The sequence below is a fragment of the Pseudomonas sp. B6(2017) genome (assembly GCF_002112765.1).
Lineage (GTDB): Bacteria > Pseudomonadota > Gammaproteobacteria > Pseudomonadales > Pseudomonadaceae > Aquipseudomonas > Aquipseudomonas piscis.
In genome coordinates, this window is sequence record NZ_NEIQ01000001.1 from 219,284 (window position 1) to 239,423 (window position 20,140).

A 20,140-nucleotide genomic window follows, 5' to 3' on the forward strand; every position below is an offset into this window, starting at 1 on the left:
CCAGATTGCGTGACCGAAATTCGCCCCTGGAAGGGGCATGGCGCCCCATCGCGAGGCGCCACGTGTTTCAGCCTGCGGGCGCTGTCGGCACGAAGCGTTGCAGGACCTGGAGCATGTCCTCGCGTTTTTTCCGGGCGATGGCCTCCAGCAGCAGGGCGTAGCCCTTTTTCTCGCAGCGCTGGCCGACATTCGGGTCGGCGCCTTTTTCCAGCAACAGGGTGAAGACCTCCAGGGTGTCTTGTTGGCTGACGACGCGTGACGTGTCGTCGGCGGAGATCTTGTCGGCCAGTAAAGTCAGCAGGCTCTGCCCCATGGGCTGGTTGTAGCAGGTGCCCCCGCCATAGCTCAGGTTGAGGTTGGCACCGGCGTTGATCAACAGCTTCATGGCCGGATAGTTGTTGCCCCAGAAGGCCCGGTACAGAGCGGTTTCCTGGTCTTTTGCGGTGCGCAGGTCCAGGTTCTGCGGGTGTTGCAGCAGCCAGGTGAAGCCCTTGAGGTTGCGCTCCTGCTCCGCCAGTTGCATCAGCGGAGTGCGGCCTTGGTAATCCTGTTCGTCAATGGCGACCCCGGCTTGCAGCAGGAACTTCAAGCGTCCGCCCTGCTCGAGGTCGGGGCCATCCTTGAGGTCGCGGCGCATGGCCAGCATGGCCAGGGTGCTCCAGCGATACTGGCCGCTGGTATGGGCGCCGTTGGCCAGCAACAGCCGGGCGATCTCCAGATGCGGGGCATCCAGGGCATGCAGCAGGGCGCTGCGGCCATCCTCGGCCATGACTTCGCCGCTGACGCCACCGGCCAGCAGGCGCTTTACCTCGGCTTCGTCACCGGCGTGCGCCGCGGCCACCAATGGCCAGAAACCCTGGCACGCCTGTGGGTTGGCAGATTGCAGGCCCAGGCGCTGGAGCACCCGGGGCGGGATGCTCATCTGGCGTTGCAGGCGCATGCCGCAATACAGCCGATAACCTTCGATGGCCCGGCCCTGGGGAATGTTGTCCAGGGGCCGCTGTTCGAACAGTGCCCAGTCCAGGTCGGCCAGGTTGAGGTAGGTCGGCATGCGCGACATGTCTCGGCGCAGCACCTCCACCAGCCAGCCGCGGGCGACCTTCAGCTGGCCGGCCTCACTGGCCCAGTAGGCGATGTCGTTGAGCAGGCCGGGGTATTCGCTGTGGTCGGTGGCGATGCTGCGGTAGTCATGAACCGCGAAGAAATCCTCCACCTGGCGGATGCCCGGCCCTTTGTCCTTGGCCTTGCGCAGTTGCGCGTGGAGTTGGCGGAACTGCTTCCAGACAGCGTCCGCGTCCGCTGGCGGGACATAGGCCTTGAGGGTGATCGGGCCGCCGCCGCTGTCGAAAGGCCGGAACCACGGTGGAAACTTCTGCAGGGCTTGCAGCCATTGCTGTCCGGTTTCGGCACTGATGGGCTGCAGCGGCGTGAAGTCCATCTGCGTCAGGTCCTGGCGATGACTGATGGCCAGCAGCGTGCGCTGCGGATCGCGCTGGTCGATCAGCAGGTAGCGTTGGCTGAGGTTCCACTGCGGCGGCACCGAACAGTCGAAGTCCAGGGGCGTCAGGGTGATGCCGGTATCCAGGGTATTGCTGGGTGGCCAGTTGTCCGTGACCTGGATGTCATTGTCCGGCGACACGCAGTTGCGCAGATCTTCCGGGCTGAACAGCGCTATGGGCGGCGACTTGTAGATGCGCTGCCGGTAATCCAGGTCCTGGTAGGCGTTGAGGTAGAACAGCCCGCGATACTGGCTCAGCACGATCCGCGCCGGCAGCTTGGCCAGGCCCGGCAGCGCGAAGGGCTTGATCTGCAGGGTGGCGGTTTCCGGCTCGTCGAGGGCGAAGTGGCTGGACATCTCCCACCACTTGAATTTCGCCAGGTCGAATGCCTGGGCGACGGGTGCTGCGGCGAGCATCAGCAGCGCCAGGCCGACTCGACGAAGGCCGATATGCCTGGCGGCGCTGCCTGTGGATAGATTCAACGTTGCCGTCCCTTGCCGGTATGAAAGGCCGGCAATGTAATGCAATTGGCGCCTTCATGCCGGGGTTTGTGTCAGGGCCGGAACTGGCTCGGCGCCACGCCGCTCCAGCGGATGAAGGCATGGCGAAAGCTCGCGGTCTCGCTGAAGCCCAGGGCCTCGGCGATGCGGTAGATCGGCAACTGGTCTTCGCAGAGCATCTGCTTGGCTCGCTCGAAGCGCAGTTCGTCCAGCAGTTCCTGGTAGCTGCAGCCCAGGTCCTTGAGATGCCGGCGCAGGGTTCGGGCCGAGCAGTTCATCTGCTGGGCCAATCCGTCCAGGCCGGGAGCGGCGTCCAGCTGCGCCGCCAGCAACTGGCGGATGCGCCCGAGCCAGGCCTGGCGCCCGGTGAACTCGGTGTTCTGCTTGCGACAGCGCTCGGCCATGGCCTGGTGGGTGATGGCATCCGCCAGGGGCAGCGGTTGGTCGAGCCAGCGCCGGTCGAAGGCGAAGGCATTGCTGGCGGCATCGAACTCTAGGGGGCAGTCGAAGCGTTCGCGATAACGAGCCTGGTAGTCCGGTGCCGGATAGTCGAAGCGCGCGCCGATCAGCGGCAGCGGATGCCCCAGCAGGTCGTCGCAGATGACCTTCATCGAGACCAGGCAGAACTCGGTGTTGAACGCCGCCAGGGCCGGGCATTCGCGATAGTCGGCGGCCGTCAGCCAGATACGCGGTCCGTCGGCTTCCAGGGTCAGCTCGAAAAGTGTTCCCATCAGCGCCGGATAGCGCAGCGCCAGGCGCAAAGCGTCACCTAAGGTGGCACTGGTGAGCAGCGCGTAGCCGAGCATGCCGTAGGACGACACATGCATGCGCCGGCCCAGTTCCAGGCCGATATCGCGTTGCAAGGCCACGGCATTGGCGCACACCAGCATCTCCTGGCTGGTGGTGATGCGGGTGTCGGCGCGGCTCAGGTCGGTGGGGTTTATACCGCTGCCGGCCAACAACGCGCCGCCGTCCTGCCCCTGGTCCTTGAAGGTGTTGAGGATCAGGGAAACCGCATTGAGGGTGGTGAGGTGCGAGTGCAGCATGCGCAGATTCCGACCTGGGAAAGACCTTTGAGCGGAGCAAGTTGCATGCCGCCTTCGACAGGACCTGCGGTTTGCCAGCCAGCGGCATGGGGCATTTCGGGCGTTGCGTGGTTAGTGACTTGGCGCTTTGATTGGTGCAACCTGCCTGTCATTCACCGCCTGAGGTGGCGGTGCAGCAACCTCGATAAAGGATTATGTATGACCCTCACTCCTGCGCGTTCCCTGCTCCTGGTGTCCGGCTTGCTCCTGAGTTCGCTGTGCCTGGCCGAGACTGGACCAGGCAGCGAAAGCACCCTCAAGGACTCTGCCAAGTCAGCCGTCTCGTCAGCCATTTCGGCAGGCAAGAACCTCTTGGGTGGCGTCAGCGAAGGCGTGCTCGATGGTCGCCAATCGGCGCAAGGCGTCGACGGCGCCTCGATCATTTCCTCCCGCGAGCAAATGAAGGGTCGCGTCGACGTCCAGGTATTGAAGACCGAAGCCGTCGGCGACAGCTTCAACGTCACCCTGGGCTTCAAGAACAGCAGCGACAGCCAGTTGCGGCTGATCAACCTCAAGCAGACCGGTGCCCTGCTGGCGATCGACCAGGACGGTTATGCCAACAACCTGACTGTCAGCCTCGACAACCCGGATGAAGTCACCATCCCGGCCAAGGCGGCAGTGCGGCAGAAGTTCGTGTTCGAAGGGCCGATCGAGAGTTCGAGCTCGGTGCGGGTCTGGGGCCAGGATTACTCGGTCAAGAAGTAACCTGGCCGTCACCCTCTGTTCGTCATCGAGCCGGCAGCTAGCGCAGTAGCTACCGGCTCCCGAGCCTGAGCTTCAGCTCAGCTCGCCACACAGGTCCAGTTCGACCAGGCGCCGTACCTCGGCGGCCGGCAACCCGGCGCCCAGCAAGGCATCGAGCTTGCCGAAGGCGGCTTCGCGGGTCATGCCGCCGCCGGACAGCACGCCCACGCCGCGCAGGCGGCTGCCGGCCTCGTAGATATCCAGCTCGACCCCGCCTTCATGGCACTGGGTTACCGCCACTACGACGATGCCCTGGTCCTGGGCGCGCTTGAGGCTGGCCAGGAACGCCGGGTTGTCGCTGGGGCCGGTGCCGCTGCCGAAGCACTCCAGCACCAGGCCCTGGATGCCGCTGGCGAGCACGCCATCGAGCACGTCGGCGCCGATACCGGGGAACAGCGGCAGCACGCCGACCTTGGCCGGCTGCCGGGCCTGGCGGTAGTCCAGGCTTGGCGGGATGGCCTCGACCTGGGTGCCGCCACCCTTGCGCCGCAAGGCGGCGAACGGGTGCCGGCCGAAGCTGCGGATCTTCGCGCAGCGGGTCGGTGCCAGCAGCTCGCCATGGAAGTACAACTGCACGCCGGGCGCCAGGCCACGGCCGAGGGCCAGCAGGGCGCCGCTGAGGTTTTCCCAGGCATCGCTGTCGGGCACGCCGGCCGGCAGCATCGAACCGGTGAACAGCACCCGTGCCGGCAGGCCCAGCAACTGGAAGCTCATGGCCGCGGCGCTGTAGGCCAGGGTGTCGGTGCCATGCAGGATCAGCACGCTGTCGCAGCCCTCGCTCTGGACGGCCTCGACCACCGCTTCGCGCAGGCGCTGCCAGTACTCGGGGGTCATGTTGGCGCTGTCGATCAGCGGCGCCATTTCACGAAAGCGCCAGGCCGGTACCGGCAGGTCGGGACGGGTGTCGAGGTAGTCGCGCATCCGGGCTTCGAAGCCGGATGCCGGGGCCAGCCCGTCGGCACTGGCCTGCATGCCGATGGTGCCACCGGTGTAGAGCACCATGACGTGCTGGGCGGCAGGGTAGGTCGAAGGGTTCATGGGATTCTCCGAAACGGTGAGTTCCTGTGGGAGCGGGCAAGCCCGCTCGCACATTTATCGAACTGTAACCGACGGGTGCAGAGGATGCGCCCGTCGTTCACCCGTCAGCGTTGCGCTGTGGGCGCGCCTTGCGGCTCGGCCTGGGCGGCGGCCGCAGGTTCGGCGGGCCAGGCCTTCAGGTCCAGGTCCAGGTCGGCGAATTTGCGCGAGTCGAACACAGGCTGGTCGACGCCGGCGCGGCGCTGCTCGTCGTAGTCGCGCATCACGCGCATGCCGACTTTGAACAGCATGGCCAGGGCTACCAGGTTGACGAAGGCCAGGCAGGTCATGGTGATGTCGGCGAAGGCGAACACGGTCGACAGGTCCTGCATCGAACCCCATACCACCAGCGCCAGCACCAGGCCGCGGAACAGCATCAGCACGGTGCGGTTGCGGGTGAGGAACTGCAGGCTGTTCTCGCCCAGGTAGTAGTTGTAGAGGATGCAGGTGAAGACGAACAGCGACAGCGCGACGCTGACGAACAGCCGACCCCAGTCACCGACCACGGCAGCCAGCGAGTTCTGGGTCAGGACGATGCCGTCGCCTTCGAAGCCGGGGGTGTAGAAGCCCGACAGCAGGATCAGCAGCGCGGTGCAGGTGCAGATCACGAAGGTGTCGAGGAACACGCTGAAAGCCTGGACCACGCCCTGGGCGCCCGGGTGCTTCACGGCGGCCACGGCGGCGACGTTCGGCGCACTGCCCAGGCCCGCTTCGTTGGCGAACACGCCACGCTTCACGCCCATGACGATGGCGCTGCCGAGCAGGCCGCCGAAGGCCGGGTCGAGGCCGAAGGCGCTCTTGATGATGGTCTCCAGCATGGCCGGCACTTGTTCGATCTGGGTGCCGATCACGTACAGGGTCACGGCGATGTAGGCCAGGGTCTTGATCGGGACCAGCAGGTCGGACACCGCGGCGATGCGCTTGATGCCACCGATGAAGGTGATGGCCAGCAGCAGCGCCAGGACGATGCCGGTGTGGCTAGGGTCGAAGGCAAAGGCGTCCTGCAGCGAATGGGTCACGGTGTAGGACTGCAGGCCGATGAAGGCGAAGCCGTAGGTGACCAGCAGCAGGATGGAGAACACCACCGCCATGCCTTTGAGCTTCAGGCCGTGCTGGATGTAGTAGGCCGGGCCGCCGCGGTACAGGCCGTCGCCATCGGCGCGCTTGTAGACCTGGGCCAGGGTGCATTCGAAGAAGCTGCTGGACATGCCCACCAGTGCGGTCACCCACATCCAGAACACGGCGCCCGGACCGCCCAGGGTCACGGCGATGCCGACGCCCGCGATGTTGCCTGCGCCCACCCGGCCGGCGAGGCTGAGCATCAGCGCCTGGAACGAGCTGAGCTGGCCGCCGCTGCTTTTCAGGCTGTCGCGGAACACCGCGAACATATGGAGGAAGTGGCGCAATTGAACGAAACGCGAGCGGATCGTGAAGTAGCCGCCGAGCCCGACAATGAGCACGATCAGCACTTTCCCTGAGAGGAAGTCGTTGATGACTTCGAGCATGGAGTATTCCTCGCTGTTTTTTGTGTAGGCAAAAGCAGAGCGGACAGAAACACCTTGTTACACCGCTGATTGCACGCACGGCAAAGCGGTGGGGCGAGTGTTCGTCCCGGTTCTCTATTCGCGGGTTGTTATTAGTTCGGGTTTCCCGTGGGTTGGAGCCTCGTTACCGACGGCTGTCCACGCGAAGAGGGGGCGCACTATACCGGTGCGCGGGCTTGCCGTCTGCATGTAGCGCGTCGAACCGAGGAACGGCAGGAGGGCGTGAGGCTGAATCGGTTCTTGTGAAATCTCCCCAAACCCTTGCGACAAGGGCCTGGAGAGAGGCTGCCGGCATGGCGGGCAGGCTTGCTCCCGTTCGTCCGCGCAGCGTTGGCGATAGTTAGAAGTAATAACCGATGTTCAGGTTGGTCCGGTAGTACCAGCGATTGCTGCCCGAGGACGTGGCGCTGGTGAAACCGCTGGCGTTTTCCGCGCCGCCATAGGGGTTGGCGTTCCTGGCCCAGGTCAGGTCGAGCCAGGCCATCACCGGCATTGCCAGGAACTGCGCGCCCAGGGTGAACATCTGCGAGTCGTCCCACTCGCGCTGGTCCTTGCGCATCAGGCTGTAGTCGCTGTAGAGCTTGATCTTCTTCAACTGGCCCAGCCGCGGGGTGTGGATGTCGTATCCCAGGTTCAACGCGCCCACGCTGGCGCGGGCGGCGATCAGGTAGGCCGGAGTCAGGCCGTTGCCCCCCATGAGCACCGAATGCTTGCTGACACCTGTGGGATTCTTCGGATCGAACTGGTAGCGGATGGCCTGGCTGGTCAGGGTCCAGGGGCCGTGGTTGACCACGGCATGCAGGCCCACGGCCCAGTAGTCACCGTTGTCCCGGGTGCTGGCGTTGTACAGCCGGGCGCTGGCCAGGGAGGCGCCGATCTCGGTTTTCCAGTCTCCCTGGGTGAGGGTCCTGGCCAACCGGGCATTGAGCTGATGGCGTTTCTCATTGTCCTGGCGCGATTGCACGGCGGCGATGGCGTTGTCGTCCAGGTCAGCGTAGCGGCCCACCTCCGGCGAATAGCGCAGGCTGCTCGGCAGCATGCGCGGGAAGTAGGCCAATTGCAGGTCCCAGTCCGCATCCTTGTAGCTGTACTTCAAGCCACTGCCGGCACTGGAGCCGTAGCCGAGGAAAAACGGGATGTGATAGCTCCAGCCGAACTGCGGGTAAGGCTCCAGCCCGAATGGCTTGAACGGTGCCCCCAGTTGCAGGCTGGCCTGGGGGCTCAGCTGGTAGCCGATGAAGCCGCGGTCGATGGAGCGCTTGCCATCGTCCTGGAACCAGTAGCCCAGGTCGCTGTAGAAGTCGCGGTGCCGGCCCTGGATATCCAGGCGGAAGGTATCGAACAGGAACCGGCCGTTGTTCTCGGTGGTGTCCCAGTGTTCGTCGCGGTAGTTGATGCGCAATGCGCCGCCGATATCCAGGCTGCTGTGGCCATCCGCGCTGTTCCAGGAAACATGCGGGAAGGGCTTGTTGGCGGCATTGAGGCGCACCGGCTCGGAAGGTACGGGTTCGGCGGCGAAACCGCTGCAACCGATCATTGCCAGGCAGGCGCCCAGGACATGACGCTTCATCTTGACCTCTCCTTTGCTAAGAGCCGCTCTTTTTCCGGCAAACCGCGCCATTGCCCGGGTTCGACGAGGGGCTGGGCGGTGGTTGGTTTTATCGGTGAACCGCTGTTTTCCCCATGAGCCGCCAGGGCCGTGAGCAGAAACCGTGCCAGTGGTTTTGAGTGCCCTGTGCTTTGGATTTATCTTTTAAAAACAATTGTTTAAATGCGAAACGCAAGGCTTGTACAGCCCTTGGAACATGCGCTGCCGGCGGTAACGGCGGCGGCTGCGCAAGTGCGTCTTTATTGCACCTTGGGTGCTACCCCGAGGGCTGGGCGTTTTGCCTGTGAACCAGCGCCGGACGAAGCACAGGCAAGAAAAAGGTCTGGTTCCCGGACCGGCCTGAAGACTTGGCCGGTACGCGGGCCTGGCGCCTGCATATAGCGCATCGAGCCGAGGAGTGGCAGGAGTACGGGACGCTGCATCGGTTCTTGTGAAAGCTCTCCAGACCCTTGCGCCCAGGGCCTGGAGAGAGGCTGCCGGCATGGCGGGCAAGCTTGCTCCCGTTCGTCCGCAGCGCTGGCGAGGGTCAGAAGTAATAACCGATGGTCAGGTTGGTCCGGTGATACCAGCGATTGCTGCCCGAGGACGTGGTGCTGGTGAAGCCGCTGGCGTTTTCCGCGCCGCCATAGGGGTTGGCGTTCCTGGCCCAGGTCAGGTCGAGCCAGGCCTTCACCGGCAGCGCCAGGAAATGCGCGCCCAGGGTGAACATCTGCGAGTCGTCCCACTCGCGCTGGTCCTTGCGCATCAGGCTGTAGTCGCTGTAGAGCTTGATCTTCTTCAACTGGCCCAACCGAGGGGTGTGGATGTCGTACCACAGGTTCAGCGCGCCCACGCTGGCGCGGGCGGCGATCAGGTAGGCTGGACTGAGGCCGTTGTTACCCATGAGCACCGAATGCTTGCTGACACCTGTGGGGTTCTTCGGGTCGAACTGATAGCGGATGGCCTGGCTGGTCAGGGTCCATGGGCCGTGGTTGACCACGGCATGCAGGCCTACGGCCCAGTAGTCACCGTTGTCCCGGGTGCTGGCGTTGTACAGCCGGGCGCTGGCCAGGGAGGCGCCGATCTCGGTTTTCCAATCGTCCAGGATGAAGGTCCTGGCCACCCGGGCGTTGAGCTGATGGTGTTTTTCATTGTCCTGGCGCGATTGCGCGGCGGCGTTGGCGTTAGCACTCAGGTCGGCGTAGCGGCCCACTTCTGACGAATAGCGCAGGCTGCTCGGCAGCATGCGCGCGAAATAGGCCAATTGCAGGTCCCAGTCCGGGTCCTTGTAGCTGTACTTCAAGCCGTTGCCGGTACTGGAGCCGTAGCCGAGGAAAAACGGGATGTGATAATTCCTCCAGTCGAACTGCGGCGTGGCATCCAGCCCGAATGGCTTGAACGGTGCCCCCAATTGCAGGCTGGCCTGGGGGTTCAACCGGTAGCCGATGAAGCCGCGGTTGATGGAGCGCTTGCCATTGTCCTGGAACCAGTAGTGCAGCTCGCTGTAGAAGTCGCGGTGACGACCCTGGATAGCCAGACGGAAGCTGTCGAATAACCAGCGACCGTTGTTTTCCGTGGTCTGCCAATGCTCGTCGCGGTAGTTGGTGCGCAATGCGCCGCCGATATCCAGGCTGCTGTGGCCATCCGCGCTGTTCCAGGAAACATGCGGGAAGGGCTTGTTGGCGGCATTGAGGCGCACCGGCTCGGAAGGTACGGGCTCGGCGGCGAAACCGCTGCAACCGATCACTGCCAGGCAAGTGCCCAGGGCATGACGCTTCATCTTGACCTCTCCTCTGCTAAGAGCCGCTCTTTTGTCCGGCAACCCGCGCCAGCCCACTGGTTCGGCGAGTGGCTGGGCGAGGTCGGTACTGGCGGCTTCAGGTCATGGGCGCTGGTTGGTTTTATGGGTGAAACGCTGTTTTCCCATGAGCCGCCGGGGCCGGAGCAGAAACTGTGCCAGTGGTTTGCAGTGCCCTGTGCTTTGGATTTGTCTTTTAAAAACAATTGTTTAGATACGGAACGCTAGGCTTGTGCAGCCCATGGAGCGAGCGCTGCCAGAAGTAACGGGCGAGGCTGGGCAAGTGCGTCTTTATTGCACCTTGGGTGCTACCCCGAGCGCTGGGCGTTTTGCCGGTGGACCAGCACCGGGCCGGGCACAGGCAAGAAAAAAGGCCGGTCCCCGGACCGGCCTGAAGCCTTGCAGTGAAGCCGGGGCGCTGCTCTACAGGTCCAGCACCAGGCGCTGGCTCTTGCAGCCGGAAACGCAGACCATCATCGAGCGGTTGGCCGCTCGCTCGGTCTTGCTCAAGACCGCATCACGGTGGTCGATCTCGCCCTCCAGGACGCGAGTCTCACAGGAACCGCAGACACCCTCCTGGCAGCTATGGTCGATGTCGCAGCCAGCATCCAGCAGCACCTGCAACAAGCTTTGGCCAGAGCCGACCGCGAGGGTACGCCCGGATTTGCGCAGCTCCACGCTGTACTGGCTGCGGGCGTCTTCACTGGCGACGATCTCGCCGGCACTGAAGCGCTCGATATGTGCGTGGGCATAACCCAGGCGCTCGCAGGTATTTTCGAAGGCATCGAGCATGGGCGTCGGCCCGCAGCAATAGAAATGCGTGTCGCCCGGATAGCCGGCCAGGTAGTTCGCCAGGTCCGGGGGCAGGCCCTGCTCGACGTCGAAGTGATAACGCACCGTTGCCCCGAGCTGGTCGATGGTCGCCACCAGCGCCGCCTCTTCGCGGGAGCGGGCGCAGTAAAGCAATTCGACGGATTTTCCCAGGGCCAGCAACTGGCGCAACATGCAGTAGATCGGCGTGATGCCGATGCCCCCGGCCACCAGCACGCTGTGCCCGGCGCCAAGGTCCAGGGCGAAGTTGTTGCGTGGCGCCGAGATCGGCAACGTCATGCCTACCCGTAGCTCGCTATGGATGTACTCCGAACCACCGCGGCTGCTGCGATCGCGCAGGATGCCAATGTGGTAGCGGTCCTCGTCGCTGGGGGCGTTGAGCAGCGAGTAGCTGCGCACCAGGCCGTTGCCCAGGTGCAGGTCGATATGGGCGCCGGCCTCGAAAGCCGGGAACCGGGTATCGCCCACCGGCCGCAGCTCGATGCTGATGATGCCCTGCGCTTCATAGTGCAGGCTTTGCACCCGGGCGTTGAGGAGCGGGGATTTGCACATCGTTCACCTCTTTCAGGACGACGGTGGCGGGGTCGCTCCCCCGCCGGCCGGGCTCATGCCAGTTGCTTGGTATCGATCAGTTCCAGCTGGTCCTTGGCGGCGCTCTTCAGGTAGCGCCGCAAGCGCACCACGCCCAGGTCATGCTGGTAGAGGTTTTCCCGCTGGTTGGCGTCGGCCTCCATGAACTCCAGCAGCACCCGGTCCTGCTCCAGCACCACCCAGTGGCGCGCCTCCAGGCGGTTCTTGTAGAGAAAGCGCCAAGTGTCGCGCTGCCAGCCGGTCAGGGGCCGGCAGCGCCAGTGGAAGACTGCGGCCAGGCTGCGGCTGGCCGGGGTGTAGCTGCCGATGATGGTGAAGTTGCCACCCGGGCCGCCGGTCTTCGGATAGGGGATTTCCAGGCGTAGCCAGTGGCAGCCGTTGTCGAGGAACTCGGTCCAGTCGAAGTTGACCCCGCGCTGGCCTTCCTTCTCGAAGACGAAACCCTGTTCGGTATCGCGGGTGATGAAGCGTGCGGTCGCTTCGCCCTCGCTCATGGAGTGGGACATCTTGTGCAGGTAGGTGCCATGCATCGGGTCCATGACGTTGTCCAGCACATAGCGATAGTCGCCTTGCCATTCGGTGTAGCAGAGGAAGCTGCTCCATTCGGGGCTGCTCAACTGCTCCGGCAGCACCAGTTCCGGCGGCTGTTCCAGATGCGGGTCGCTGGCGTTGAACAGGAAGATCGCCCCGGCGGCCTCGCGGGTATGGAACATGCGTGTGGGCCGGCTGCCTTCCAGCTTGCAGCCCGGGCTGCCGGGTACCTTGAGGACAGTGCCATCGCAACGCACTTCGATGCCGTGGTAGGGGCATTGCAGGCGATCGCCCAGCACCGGCCCCTGGGACAGCGGTGCACCACGGTGTGGACAATGATCTTCCAGGGCATGGACGCTGCCATCGTTGTCGCGCCACAGGGCGATCTTGTAGCCCAGGCGGCGGATGGAAACCGGTTTGTCGCCCACCTGGTTCGCCGGCAGTACCGGGAACCAAAGGTCCTTCAGGCCATTGGCCAGGTGTTGTTCAACAGGATCGACGGTCAGTTGCAGGTTCATTTCTTATTGTCCTCCGAAGGGTCATTCGCCCAACCGCGCCATCAGGGTTTTATAGGCATCGGTCGTCCATTGGCCGCTGGTCAGCGGGCACGGCGGTCCGGCCTGGTCCAGATGCGCGAGCAGCGCCGGCAGTTCGCTGATGCCATTGCCGAAGGCGCGTTCGATGGAGTCTCCCAGCAGGTCTTCGAACGGCGTGCTGGGGCGCTTGCGAGCCTGGTGCGGCTCCAGGTACGGGGCAGGGGTGGTCATTGCATGGGCTCCTTTACAGGTTCTGCTCAGGTCTTGGGTTTGTCGGTCAGGAACTTGCCCTGGGGCGCCTCGACGTGCTGCTGGCGCCGGGTGTGGCCGTCGATGCCGCCGGCGATCGCCCATTCGGCGAACACCGTCGGGCCAGGTTCGAAGCTGCGCGGTTGCCATTCGCCGGTCAGCTGGTCTTCGTCGGCGTAGTACTCCACCAGTGCGCCGGCAGGGCTCTTGAAGTACCAGAAGAACGCCGATGAGACCGGGTGCCGGCCCGGACCGATCTCGGTGGCCCAGCCGCTGCGGGAAATGTGCATGCCGCCGCCGAACACCTCATGCACGTCGCGCACGGTGAAGGCCACATGGTTGAGTCCGGCCCTGGGGGCAGGCAGTTGCAGCATGAACAGGTCGTGGTGGCCACCTTCCTCGGCGCTGCGCAGGAAGGTCCCGCGGTTGGGGTAGCGATCCGAGGCCTCAAAGCCCAGGCGCTGGTGGTAGAAGACTTCGCAGGCATTCACGTCAGTGACGAAGAACACCACATGGCCCACCTCGATCGGGGTCGCGCGTTCGTAGATCGGTGCCGGCTTGTTGATCCGTCCCTTGACCTGCCAGGTGTTGTGGCCGCTGCACTCGATATCCAGGGGGCGCTTGCGACTGACCTGCAGGCGGATCGCCAGGCCGTTGGGGTCGGTGCAGCCGATGCGGCCGTCGCCCTCGACGAACCCCGGATCGTTGGCGATGCGTTGCCGGTACAGATCCAGGTCGGCGGCGCAGGACACGCCCCAGACCACTTCACGCACCGTGGACCCGGCCTCGATGGCCGCAGGCAGGGCCGGGTCGTCGAGATGTGCCAGCACCACCCGGCAGCCGTTGAGGGTTTCGAACACCGCCCGGTCGCTGCTCTGTTCGACCAGGTCCAGGCCCCAGTCGCTGAAAAAGCGCGTGCAAGTGGCGAGATCCTCGACCCCGTAAGTGACTTCGTCGATGCCAAGAACACTCATGGCGCTACCTCGCGCGACAGGCCGGCCCAGGCCAGCGGTTGTTGATTCATGCCCCAGTACAGGCTCTTCTGCTCCATGTACTGGAGGATTCCCAGGCGCCCCTTTTCCCGGCCCAGGCCGCTGTCACGCCAGCCACCGAATGGGGTGGAAATGGAGAATTGCTTGTAGGTGTTGATCCACACCGTGCCGGCCTGGAGCTTGCGCCCCAGGTCCCAGGCGCGTTTGTAGTCGCGGCTCCAGATGCCGGCGGCGAGGGCGTAGAGACTGTCGTTGGCTTGCTCGAGCAGCTGTGCTTCGTCGGTGAATGGCAGGGCCACCAGTACCGGGCCGAAGATCTCTTCCTGGCAGACCTGCTGGCGGTTGCTCAGGCCTTCGAGAATGGTCGGTGGGTAGTAGAAGCCCCGTTCGTAGGCAGGCCCGCCGAGGCGTTCGCCACCCAGGCGCAGGCAGCCGCCAGCCGCGAGGCCCATGGCCACGTAGCGTTCCACCGATTGACGGTGCTCGGCGCTGATCAACGGTCCCATCTGGGTCCGCTCGTCTGCCGGATCGCCGACCCGCAGCTGGCTCGCCGCGTCCACCAGCCGCTGCATGAACGGGTCGTACAGGTGTTGGGCGACGAACAGGCGCGAGCCGGCGATGCAGGACTCGCCCGAGGAACTGAAGATCCCGTACAGCACCCCGGCCACGGCATGTTCGAGGTCGGCGTCGTCGAGCACGATGGTCGGCGACTTGCCGCCGAGCTCCAGGGATACCGGCATCATCTTGTCGGCGGCGATATGGGCGATGTGCTTGCCGGTGCGGGTGCCCCCGGTGAAGGACACCCGCTTCACCAACGGATGCCGGGTCAAGGCGTCGCCCAGCAGCGAACCCTTGCCCGGCAGCACGCTGAGCAAACCCTTGGGGAGCCCGGCTGCATCGCAGATATGGGCCAGTTGCAGGGCTAGCAGTGGGGTGATTTCCGCCGGCTTGAGCACCACCGCATTGCCGGCGGCCAAGGCGGGAGCCACCTTCTGTGCCTCGCTGGCGATGGGCGAGTTCCAGGGGGTGATCGCCGCGATCACGCCCATGGGCTCGTACAGGCTCATGCTGACGAAGTCCCCCCGGGAAGGGGTGATGGTTTCCTCCAGGGTTTCACAGGCAGCGGCGAAGAACTGGAAGGTACCCGCGGCGCTGGCCACCAGGGCCCGGGTTTCATTGATGGGCTTGCCGTTGTCCTGGCGCTGCAATTGCGCCAGGTCCTCGCCGTGCTGGCGGATCAGCTCGGCGATGCGATACAGCACCGCAGCCCGTTCATGGGGTTTGCGCTGGGCCCAGCCGCTATGCAGGAACGCCTGGTGTGCGCCCTGGATCGCGTCTTCGACATCCTGCAAGTCGGCGGCATTGAGCCAGGCCACGACTTCGCCGGTGGCCGGGTAGCGGCTGGCGTAGCGTTCGCCCCGGCCAAGGCGCCATTGGCCGGCAATGCAAATGGGTAAAGACGAGTCTATGGACATAAAAGAACCTCGTTGTAAGCGGCAAGCGGCAAGCGGCAAGCGGCAAGCGGCAAGCGAAAGCCAGGGCCGCGCGGTGCGTTCCTGCTTGCCGCTGCTTGTTCATATCGATATGCCATGGGCGTGATTGCCCAGGGCCCGGATGATGCTGTAGACCGTCAGCGCCGAAGTCTTGGGGTTGGCCGCCAGGGGCCTGCCCCGCAGGTTCAGCTCGAAGCCGCCGAAGGCGCCGCGGGCCTGGAACTGATGAACGTTCTCCTCGCTGTGGGGATCGGCGATCAGGGTCACCCGGGTGCGATCCAGGCCGATCCCGGCCAGGGACAGGGTGGCGGCGACGTTGGCGTTGCGTGGATACAGGCGCGCGGCTTCCCGGGCGCTGCCCTGGAAGATCACCGTGGCTTCGCTGATGTGCTCCAGGTCGCAGGCCTGTTCACCGGGCGTGTTCTTCCAGGCTCGCGGTGGCTTGCGTCCGGTGTAGTCCACCGAGTCCAGGCCACCGACCCTGGCCGCCGATAGCGCATCGATGCCGCCAATGGCTCCGGGTAACAGTTCGATGCGGGTATTGCCGCGTTCGGCCGCGGCTTCCAGGCGCTCCACCAGGCCCGGCTGCGAGAGCGCGCCCACCGAGACGATCAGGCAGGCGATGCCTTTCTCCAACGCCGGCAGTACATGTTCCTCCAGGGCCTGGTGCCCGGCGCATTCGAGCAACAGGTCGGGGCGGGCGTACTCCGGCAGGGCGGTGACCACCTGGGGTGGGGACGAGCGCCGGGCCAGGCGTTGGCCGATCGCCTCTTCGGAGCCGGGCGGGACTATCACGCGCTCCACCAGCAGGTGCGGGTCTTGTTCCAGCAACTCCAGCACGCCGAGGCCAATGGCCCCGCAGCCGATCATGGTGATATGCAACATGGCGCGCTCCTCAGGCGTTGGTTTTCTGGGCTTGGGTTTCACTATTGGGCGGTCCGGCGAAGCAGGTGGCGAAATTGCCCACGCTGAGCATGTCGACCTCCAGCAAGAACGGGCCGGGTTCGCCCTGGGCCCGGTCCAGGGCCCCGGCGAAGTCCTTGAGGTCGCTGACCAGGGCGTGGCGCAGGCCGATGGCCGCGGCGAGCTGGCTATAGTCCGGGGTGTGCAGGTCGACGTAGCAGTGACGACTGCCGTAGATCGCGTCCTGGATATTGCGGATGACCCCGTAGCGCTGGTCGTTCATCAGCAGGATCACCAGGTTGACGCGCTCCTGGACCAGGGTCGCCAGTTCCCCGAGGTTGAGGATGAAGCCGCCATCGCCGGCCAGGGCGAAGACCTTGCGCCGTGGAGCATTGACCGCTGCGGCCACGGCGGCGCCAATGCCCATCGCCAGGCCCTGGCCGATGCCGCCACCGAGGGCGTGGATCCCGGAGCGCGGGTGACATAGGGTCAGCAGGCGGTTGCCCCAGATGCTGTTGGACAGGGTCACGTCGCGGACCCAGGTGAAGTCGCGGCCCGTGCCGGCTTGCAGCTGCTCGACCATGGCCGAGTAGGGGCCCAGGTCCCCTAGCAGTTGCTGGCGCGAGGAGGCGCGCACCGCCTTGAGTTCGGCGAGGAATTGCGGGTCGCCGCGCAGGCGTCCCTCGAGCCGCTCGGCCAGGCCTTCCAGGGCCAGGGCGGCGTCGCCGCAGACGAACAGCTCGCTGGCGTAGCTGCGACCTTCGATGGCCGGGTTGGCGTCGATGCGCAGGATCCTGCGCGGCAGTTTCAGGCTGTACTTGAAGGTTTCGTTGCTGCGCAGGCGCGAGCCGGCCACCAGCAATGCATCGCAGCTTTGCAGGAACTGCTCGACCTGCTTGTTCTGCGAGAAGGCGCCGAGGCAGCGTTCATCGTCTTCGTTGACCACCCCCCGGCCCTGGGTCGAGGTGATCACGCCAAGACCGAGGTCCATCAGGCGCTTGACCTGTGGGCCGGCATGCCGCGCCCCGCCACCGAGCCACAACAGTGGACGCCGGGCAGTGGCCAGGCGCTCGGCCAACTGGTCCAGGGCTTCTACGGCGGGCACCGCCAACGCCACCGGCAATGGCGACAGGTCGGCGGGCATGGGAATCAGGCTCGCCTGGATATCGATGGGGATCTCCACGCTCACCGGGCCGGTGGGCGCGGTCAACGCGGTCTGTACCGCCAGCTTCAGGGTGCTCAGGGCGGTTTCCACGCTGCGCACGCGAAAGGCCGCCTTGGATACCGCCTTGAGCATGGTCAGCTGGTCGCGGGCTTCGTGGATGTAGGCCAGCTCCTGGTCCAGATAGGGAGTTTCGATCTGCCCCGTGAGATGCAGGAGCGGAGTCCCGGCGGTGAGCGCCTCCACCAGGGCGCCAGCGGCGTTCCCGGCGGCGGTGCCGGTGGAGGTCAGGCATACGCCCAGGCCGCCGCTGGCCCGGGCATAGGCGTCGGCCATGTTGGTCGCGCCGGCCTCGCCCCGGGCCATCACGAAGCGGATGTTGCCGCGCACGGCGAAGGCATCGAGGATCGGCATGTTGTGGATCGAGATCACGCCAAAGGCGGCCTTGACCTCGCATTGTTCGAGAAAGGCGGTGATGACGGCACCGACGGTGACCATGGGTTCGTTACGCATGACGGCAGAGGCCTCCGGAAACATCGATATGGCTGCCTGTGGTGTAGGCCGACAGGGGCGAAGCCAGGAACAGGATGGCTTGGGCCGCCTCGGTGGGCTGGCCCAGGCGTCCCAGGGGAATCTGTTTGCGCAGGGCCAGCTGGCTGGTCCATTGCTCCCAGTCGAGGTCGTGCTGCTCCCGGGCCTCGAAGCGCCGGCGCCACTGCGCGGACTCCACCAGGCCGATGAGGATGCCGTTGACCCGGATATCCTCGGGTGCGAACTCGGTGGCCATGGAGCGCACCAGGTTCATGACCCCGGCACGCGCCGCGGACGTGGCCACCATGTGCGGTTCCGGCTGGCTGGCCAGCAGCGAGTTGACGCAGACGATGGCCGCCTGGGGCTGGCTGGCCAGTTGCGGCTTGAAGGCCCGCACCGGGTTGATCACCGAGAAGAACTTGAGGTTCAGCTCCTGGTTCCAGGCGTCGTCGCTGGTCTGGGCGAAGGTCGACACCCGACCCTGGCCGGCGTTGTTGACCAGCACGCTGGCCGGCCCCAGGGTCTCAAGGCTAGTGCTGGCGAAGGCGGCCACGGCATCGGCGTCCAGGACGTCGCAGGCCTGGGCGAGCAACGCCGCAGTGGGGAAGCGCCGACGCAGGTGCTCCTCGGCGTTGGCCAGCCGATCCGGGTCGCGACCGCAGAAGGCGACCTTGGCGCCGGCTTGCAGCAACAGTTCGACGCAGGCCAGGCCGATGCCCGAGGAACCGCCGGTTACTATGGCTACACGGTCTTGCAGTCGATAAGGGTGCATTTCAATCCCTCATCAAGGCGGTGACGCGCGGCTGCCCGTCGTGGGCGGCGCTGTTGTAGTTGAGCAGGCGCGACAGCTCATCGGCGCTGCGGCGTACCTGCAGCAGCAATTCGTTGTAGTTCAGATGGCCGACCTGGATGGTGGGAATGGTCACGCCCAGGGCGGCGGCCGTGCTGCCGCTCTGATCGCGAACCGGTGCCGCGACGGTGGAAATGGTCGTTTCGAAGAAACCTTCGCCGCTGACGAAACCGCGCTGGCGGTCGGCCTGGACCATGTCGAACAGTTCCAGCACGGTTTTCGGCGTGCTGGGGGAGTGCTGCTCCAGGTGCTCTTCCGGGTACAGCTCACGCAGCTCCGCCAGGGACAAGTCCCCCAGCAGCACGCGGCCAAGCACCGTGGCATGGGCCGGCAGGCGGGTGCCGACGCTGACCGCGCTGGAGAACACCGAGGGCGGCGAGACCTTGGCCACATAGACGATCGAGCGGCCGTCACGCACCACCAGGTTGCTCGGGTAGTTGAGGCGGTCGCACAGGCGCGCCAGCAACGGTTGCCCCAGTTCGGTGAGCTCCAGGGACGCCAGGTACTCGAAGCCCAGGCGCAACACCGACATGCCCAGGCGGTACTCGTTGCCGTTGCGGGTGACGAACCCCATGGCCTCCAGGGTGGCCAGCAGGCGGAAGATGGTCGAGCGCGGCAGCGCCAGGCGCCGCGCCAACTCAGGCGCGGTAAGGGTACGGTTGCGCCGGCTGAATTCGCATAGCAGCAACAGGCCTCGTTCCAGGCCCGGGACGATGTATTTGTCCTGCGGGTCCTTCAGCAGATCCGAGTCGCTCATGGACAGTCACCTTTCAAGCAGGGAGTAAGGAGGGCAGCCAGGCGCCCGGCGACCTCATGGGGTCGTTCGATGGGGCTGGCGTGACCGGCGTCGGCGATGACCTGGAAGCTGGCCCCCAGTGCCTGGGCAATGAGCCGGCAGCTGACGACGGGGGTGATCTGGTCGACATCGCCGCAATGCACGGTGCATGGCATGGCGGGGGCGCCGTGGCGCAGCAGTTCATCGCCACAGAGCAACTCGATGGCCTGGCGATAACCCTGGGGATTGAGCCGGGCCATGTTCCACTGGGCCCAGGCGCGGGCCTGGGCCGTCGCCCTGGGCGAAACCAGGTCGGGGCCGCGCTGCTGGGCAAGGGCGGCCAGGCCCAGGTACTGCAACTGGTCCAGGCGCTGCTGACGCACTTCCCGACCCACTTGCATGCGTTGCGCCTCGCCATACCCCCGGGCCGGGCTGATCAGTGCCAGGCGCTCGACCCGGCGCGCGCCTTCGGTGCAGGCGTAGGCCAGGGCGGGCAACGCACCCAGGGAGTGACCCACCAGCAGGCAACGCTCGACCTGCAGCGCGTCGAGCATCTGGCCCAGGCGTTCGGCATAGTCCTCGGCCTTCGGGGCCGGGCTGGCCAGTGGACTGGATTCGCCGTAGCCAGGAGCATCCCAGGCGATCACCCGGGCGTGGCTGGCCAACTGCAGGGCCACCTGGAGCCAGGAGGCCGCCGTGGAGCCGATGCCGTGCAGCAGCACCACGACCGGACCCTGGCCGCACTCGCGCAGGGCCTGCTGGCCGCCGGGCAAGGGCAGGCGGCGCAGGGCGAAGTCGGTCTCCAGCCGAGCCTCCAGCTCGGCGGTGAGCGATTGGGAGCGATTAGCGCTATCCATGACC

At 65.4% G+C, this 20,140-nt stretch carries 18 protein-coding genes; 2 read left to right on the plus strand and 16 right to left on the minus strand.

The genetic code is table 11. The features are described from left to right. Positions 1-67: 67 nt before the first annotated feature. Together CAG11_RS01085 and CAG11_RS01090 are read right to left on the minus strand one after the other, a co-directional pair. On the minus strand, positions 68-1,981 hold the full coding sequence (locus tag CAG11_RS01085) for an ankyrin repeat domain-containing protein (RefSeq protein WP_085594097.1): 1,914 nt from the start codon (positions 1,979-1,981) through the stop codon (positions 68-70). Positions 1,982-2,052: 71 nt separating this feature from the next. After that, the gene (locus CAG11_RS01090; protein ID WP_085594100.1) at positions 2,053-3,045 is read right to left on the minus strand and encodes an AraC family transcriptional regulator; all 993 of its coding nucleotides are present in this window, start codon (positions 3,043-3,045) and stop codon (positions 2,053-2,055) included. Positions 3,046-3,243: 198 nt separating this feature from the next. Between CAG11_RS01090 and CAG11_RS01095 the strand changes: the two genes are divergently transcribed. Then, positions 3,244-3,789, plus strand: coding sequence for a hypothetical protein (locus CAG11_RS01095; protein WP_246195893.1), 546 nt, complete (start codon positions 3,244-3,246; stop codon positions 3,787-3,789). 72 nt (positions 3,790-3,861) lie between these two features. Here CAG11_RS01095 and CAG11_RS01100 read toward each other — a convergent pair whose 3' ends face one another. The 4 genes from CAG11_RS01100 to CAG11_RS01115 form a co-directional block, all read right to left on the minus strand. Continuing rightward, positions 3,862-4,866 carry an asparaginase gene (locus CAG11_RS01100; protein WP_085594105.1) on the minus strand — a complete coding sequence of 335 codons (1,005 nt, stop codon included), beginning with the start codon at positions 4,864-4,866 and terminating at the stop codon, positions 3,862-3,864. A 104-nt stretch (positions 4,867-4,970) separates the two neighbouring features. Further along, positions 4,971-6,410, minus strand: a complete 1,440-nt coding sequence (locus CAG11_RS01105) for a sodium:alanine symporter family protein (RefSeq protein WP_022641923.1) — start codon at positions 6,408-6,410, stop codon at positions 4,971-4,973. A gap of 379 nt (positions 6,411-6,789) precedes the next feature. Beyond that, entirely contained in the window at positions 6,790-8,019 is a 1,230-nt protein-coding gene (locus tag CAG11_RS01110) for a hypothetical protein (RefSeq protein ID WP_085594107.1), read from the minus strand. Positions 8,020-8,584: 565 nt separating this feature from the next. Continuing rightward, positions 8,585-9,817, minus strand: a complete 1,233-nt coding sequence (locus tag CAG11_RS01115) for a hypothetical protein (protein ID WP_085594109.1) — start codon at positions 9,815-9,817, stop codon at positions 8,585-8,587. Here CAG11_RS01115 and CAG11_RS33075 point away from each other — a divergent pair. Beyond that, on the plus strand, positions 9,806-10,063 hold the full coding sequence (locus CAG11_RS33075) for a hypothetical protein (protein WP_143494491.1): 258 nt from the start codon (positions 9,806-9,808) through the stop codon (positions 10,061-10,063). The genes CAG11_RS01115 and CAG11_RS33075 overlap by 12 nt on opposite strands. A 195-nt stretch (positions 10,064-10,258) precedes the next feature. Here CAG11_RS33075 and CAG11_RS01120 read toward each other — a convergent pair whose 3' ends face one another. The 10 genes from CAG11_RS01120 to CAG11_RS01165 form a co-directional block, all read right to left on the minus strand. Then, entirely contained in the window at positions 10,259-11,218 is a 960-nt protein-coding gene (locus CAG11_RS01120; RefSeq protein WP_085594111.1) for a PDR/VanB family oxidoreductase, read from the minus strand. 53 nt (positions 11,219-11,271) lie between these two features. After that, positions 11,272-12,306, minus strand: a complete 1,035-nt coding sequence (locus CAG11_RS01125; RefSeq protein ID WP_085594113.1) for an aromatic ring-hydroxylating dioxygenase subunit alpha — start codon at positions 12,304-12,306, stop codon at positions 11,272-11,274. 21 nt (positions 12,307-12,327) lie between these two features. Further along, positions 12,328-12,555 (minus strand): recombinase-like helix-turn-helix domain-containing protein, encoded by a 228-nt coding sequence (locus CAG11_RS01130; protein ID WP_085594115.1) that lies wholly within the window; start codon positions 12,553-12,555, stop codon positions 12,328-12,330. 26 nt (positions 12,556-12,581) lie between these two features. Next, complete coding sequence (locus CAG11_RS01135) at positions 12,582-13,547, minus strand: VOC family protein (RefSeq protein WP_085594117.1); 966 nt, start codon at positions 13,545-13,547, stop codon at positions 12,582-12,584. Continuing rightward, complete coding sequence (locus tag CAG11_RS01140) at positions 13,544-15,040, minus strand: aldehyde dehydrogenase (protein ID WP_085594120.1); 1,497 nt, start codon at positions 15,038-15,040, stop codon at positions 13,544-13,546. The genes CAG11_RS01135 and CAG11_RS01140 overlap by 4 nt, the downstream gene beginning before the upstream one ends. A gap of 99 nt (positions 15,041-15,139) precedes the next feature. Beyond that, positions 15,140-15,943: an aspartate dehydrogenase gene (locus CAG11_RS01145; RefSeq protein ID WP_085594123.1), complete on the minus strand. Its 804-nt coding sequence runs from the start codon at positions 15,941-15,943 to the stop codon at positions 15,140-15,142. Between the two features lie 10 nt (positions 15,944-15,953). Next, positions 15,954-17,636, minus strand: a complete 1,683-nt coding sequence (locus CAG11_RS01150) for a thiamine pyrophosphate-binding protein (protein WP_085594612.1) — start codon at positions 17,634-17,636, stop codon at positions 15,954-15,956. Further along, the gene (locus CAG11_RS01155; RefSeq protein ID WP_085594125.1) at positions 17,629-18,426 is read right to left on the minus strand and encodes an SDR family oxidoreductase; all 798 of its coding nucleotides are present in this window, start codon (positions 18,424-18,426) and stop codon (positions 17,629-17,631) included. Before CAG11_RS01155 ends, CAG11_RS01150 begins: the two co-directional genes overlap by 8 nt. 1 nt (position 18,427) lies before the next feature. After that, positions 18,428-19,261, minus strand: a complete 834-nt coding sequence (locus CAG11_RS01160) for an IclR family transcriptional regulator (RefSeq protein ID WP_085594127.1) — start codon at positions 19,259-19,261, stop codon at positions 18,428-18,430. Beyond that, positions 19,258-20,136, minus strand: a complete 879-nt coding sequence (locus tag CAG11_RS01165; RefSeq protein ID WP_085594130.1) for an alpha/beta fold hydrolase — start codon at positions 20,134-20,136, stop codon at positions 19,258-19,260. The genes CAG11_RS01160 and CAG11_RS01165 overlap by 4 nt, the downstream gene beginning before the upstream one ends. Between the last annotated feature and the right edge of the window lie 4 nt (positions 20,137-20,140).

Excerpts from the sequence above, each read along its gene's own strand:
- CAG11_RS01165 (WP_085594130.1), bottom strand. The coding sequence starts at position 20,136 with ATGGATAGCGCTAATCGCTCCCAATCGCTCACCGCCGAGCTGGAGGCT.
- CAG11_RS01120 (WP_085594111.1), bottom strand. The coding sequence starts at position 11,218 with ATGTGCAAATCCCCGCTCCTCAACGCCCGGGTGCAAAGCCTGCACTAT.
- CAG11_RS01095 (WP_246195893.1), top strand. The coding sequence starts at position 3,244 with ATGACCCTCACTCCTGCGCGTTCCCTGCTCCTGGTGTCCGGCTTGCTC.
- CAG11_RS01115 (WP_085594109.1), bottom strand. The coding sequence starts at position 9,817 with ATGAAGCGTCATGCCCTGGGCACTTGCCTGGCAGTGATCGGTTGCAGC.
- CAG11_RS01125 (WP_085594113.1), bottom strand. The coding sequence starts at position 12,306 with ATGAACCTGCAACTGACCGTCGATCCTGTTGAACAACACCTGGCCAAT.
- CAG11_RS01130 (WP_085594115.1), bottom strand. The coding sequence starts at position 12,555 with ATGACCACCCCTGCCCCGTACCTGGAGCCGCACCAGGCTCGCAAGCGC.
- CAG11_RS01105 (WP_022641923.1), bottom strand. The coding sequence starts at position 6,410 with ATGCTCGAAGTCATCAACGACTTCCTCTCAGGGAAAGTGCTGATCGTG.
- CAG11_RS01140 (WP_085594120.1), bottom strand. The coding sequence starts at position 15,040 with ATGTCCATAGACTCGTCTTTACCCATTTGCATTGCCGGCCAATGGCGC.
- CAG11_RS01155 (WP_085594125.1), bottom strand. The coding sequence starts at position 18,426 with ATGCACCCTTATCGACTGCAAGACCGTGTAGCCATAGTAACCGGCGGT.
- CAG11_RS01110 (WP_085594107.1), bottom strand. The coding sequence starts at position 8,019 with ATGAAGCGTCATGTCCTGGGCGCCTGCCTGGCAATGATCGGTTGCAGC.
- CAG11_RS01100 (WP_085594105.1), bottom strand. The coding sequence starts at position 4,866 with ATGAACCCTTCGACCTACCCTGCCGCCCAGCACGTCATGGTGCTCTAC.
- CAG11_RS01135 (WP_085594117.1), bottom strand. The coding sequence starts at position 13,547 with ATGAGTGTTCTTGGCATCGACGAAGTCACTTACGGGGTCGAGGATCTC.
- CAG11_RS01090 (WP_085594100.1), bottom strand. The coding sequence starts at position 3,045 with ATGCTGCACTCGCACCTCACCACCCTCAATGCGGTTTCCCTGATCCTC.
- CAG11_RS01150 (WP_085594612.1), bottom strand. The coding sequence starts at position 17,636 with ATGCGTAACGAACCCATGGTCACCGTCGGTGCCGTCATCACCGCCTTT.
- CAG11_RS33075 (WP_143494491.1), top strand. The coding sequence starts at position 9,806 with ATGACGCTTCATCTTGACCTCTCCTCTGCTAAGAGCCGCTCTTTTGTC.
- CAG11_RS01160 (WP_085594127.1), bottom strand. The coding sequence starts at position 19,261 with ATGAGCGACTCGGATCTGCTGAAGGACCCGCAGGACAAATACATCGTC.
- CAG11_RS01145 (WP_085594123.1), bottom strand. The coding sequence starts at position 15,943 with ATGTTGCATATCACCATGATCGGCTGCGGGGCCATTGGCCTCGGCGTG.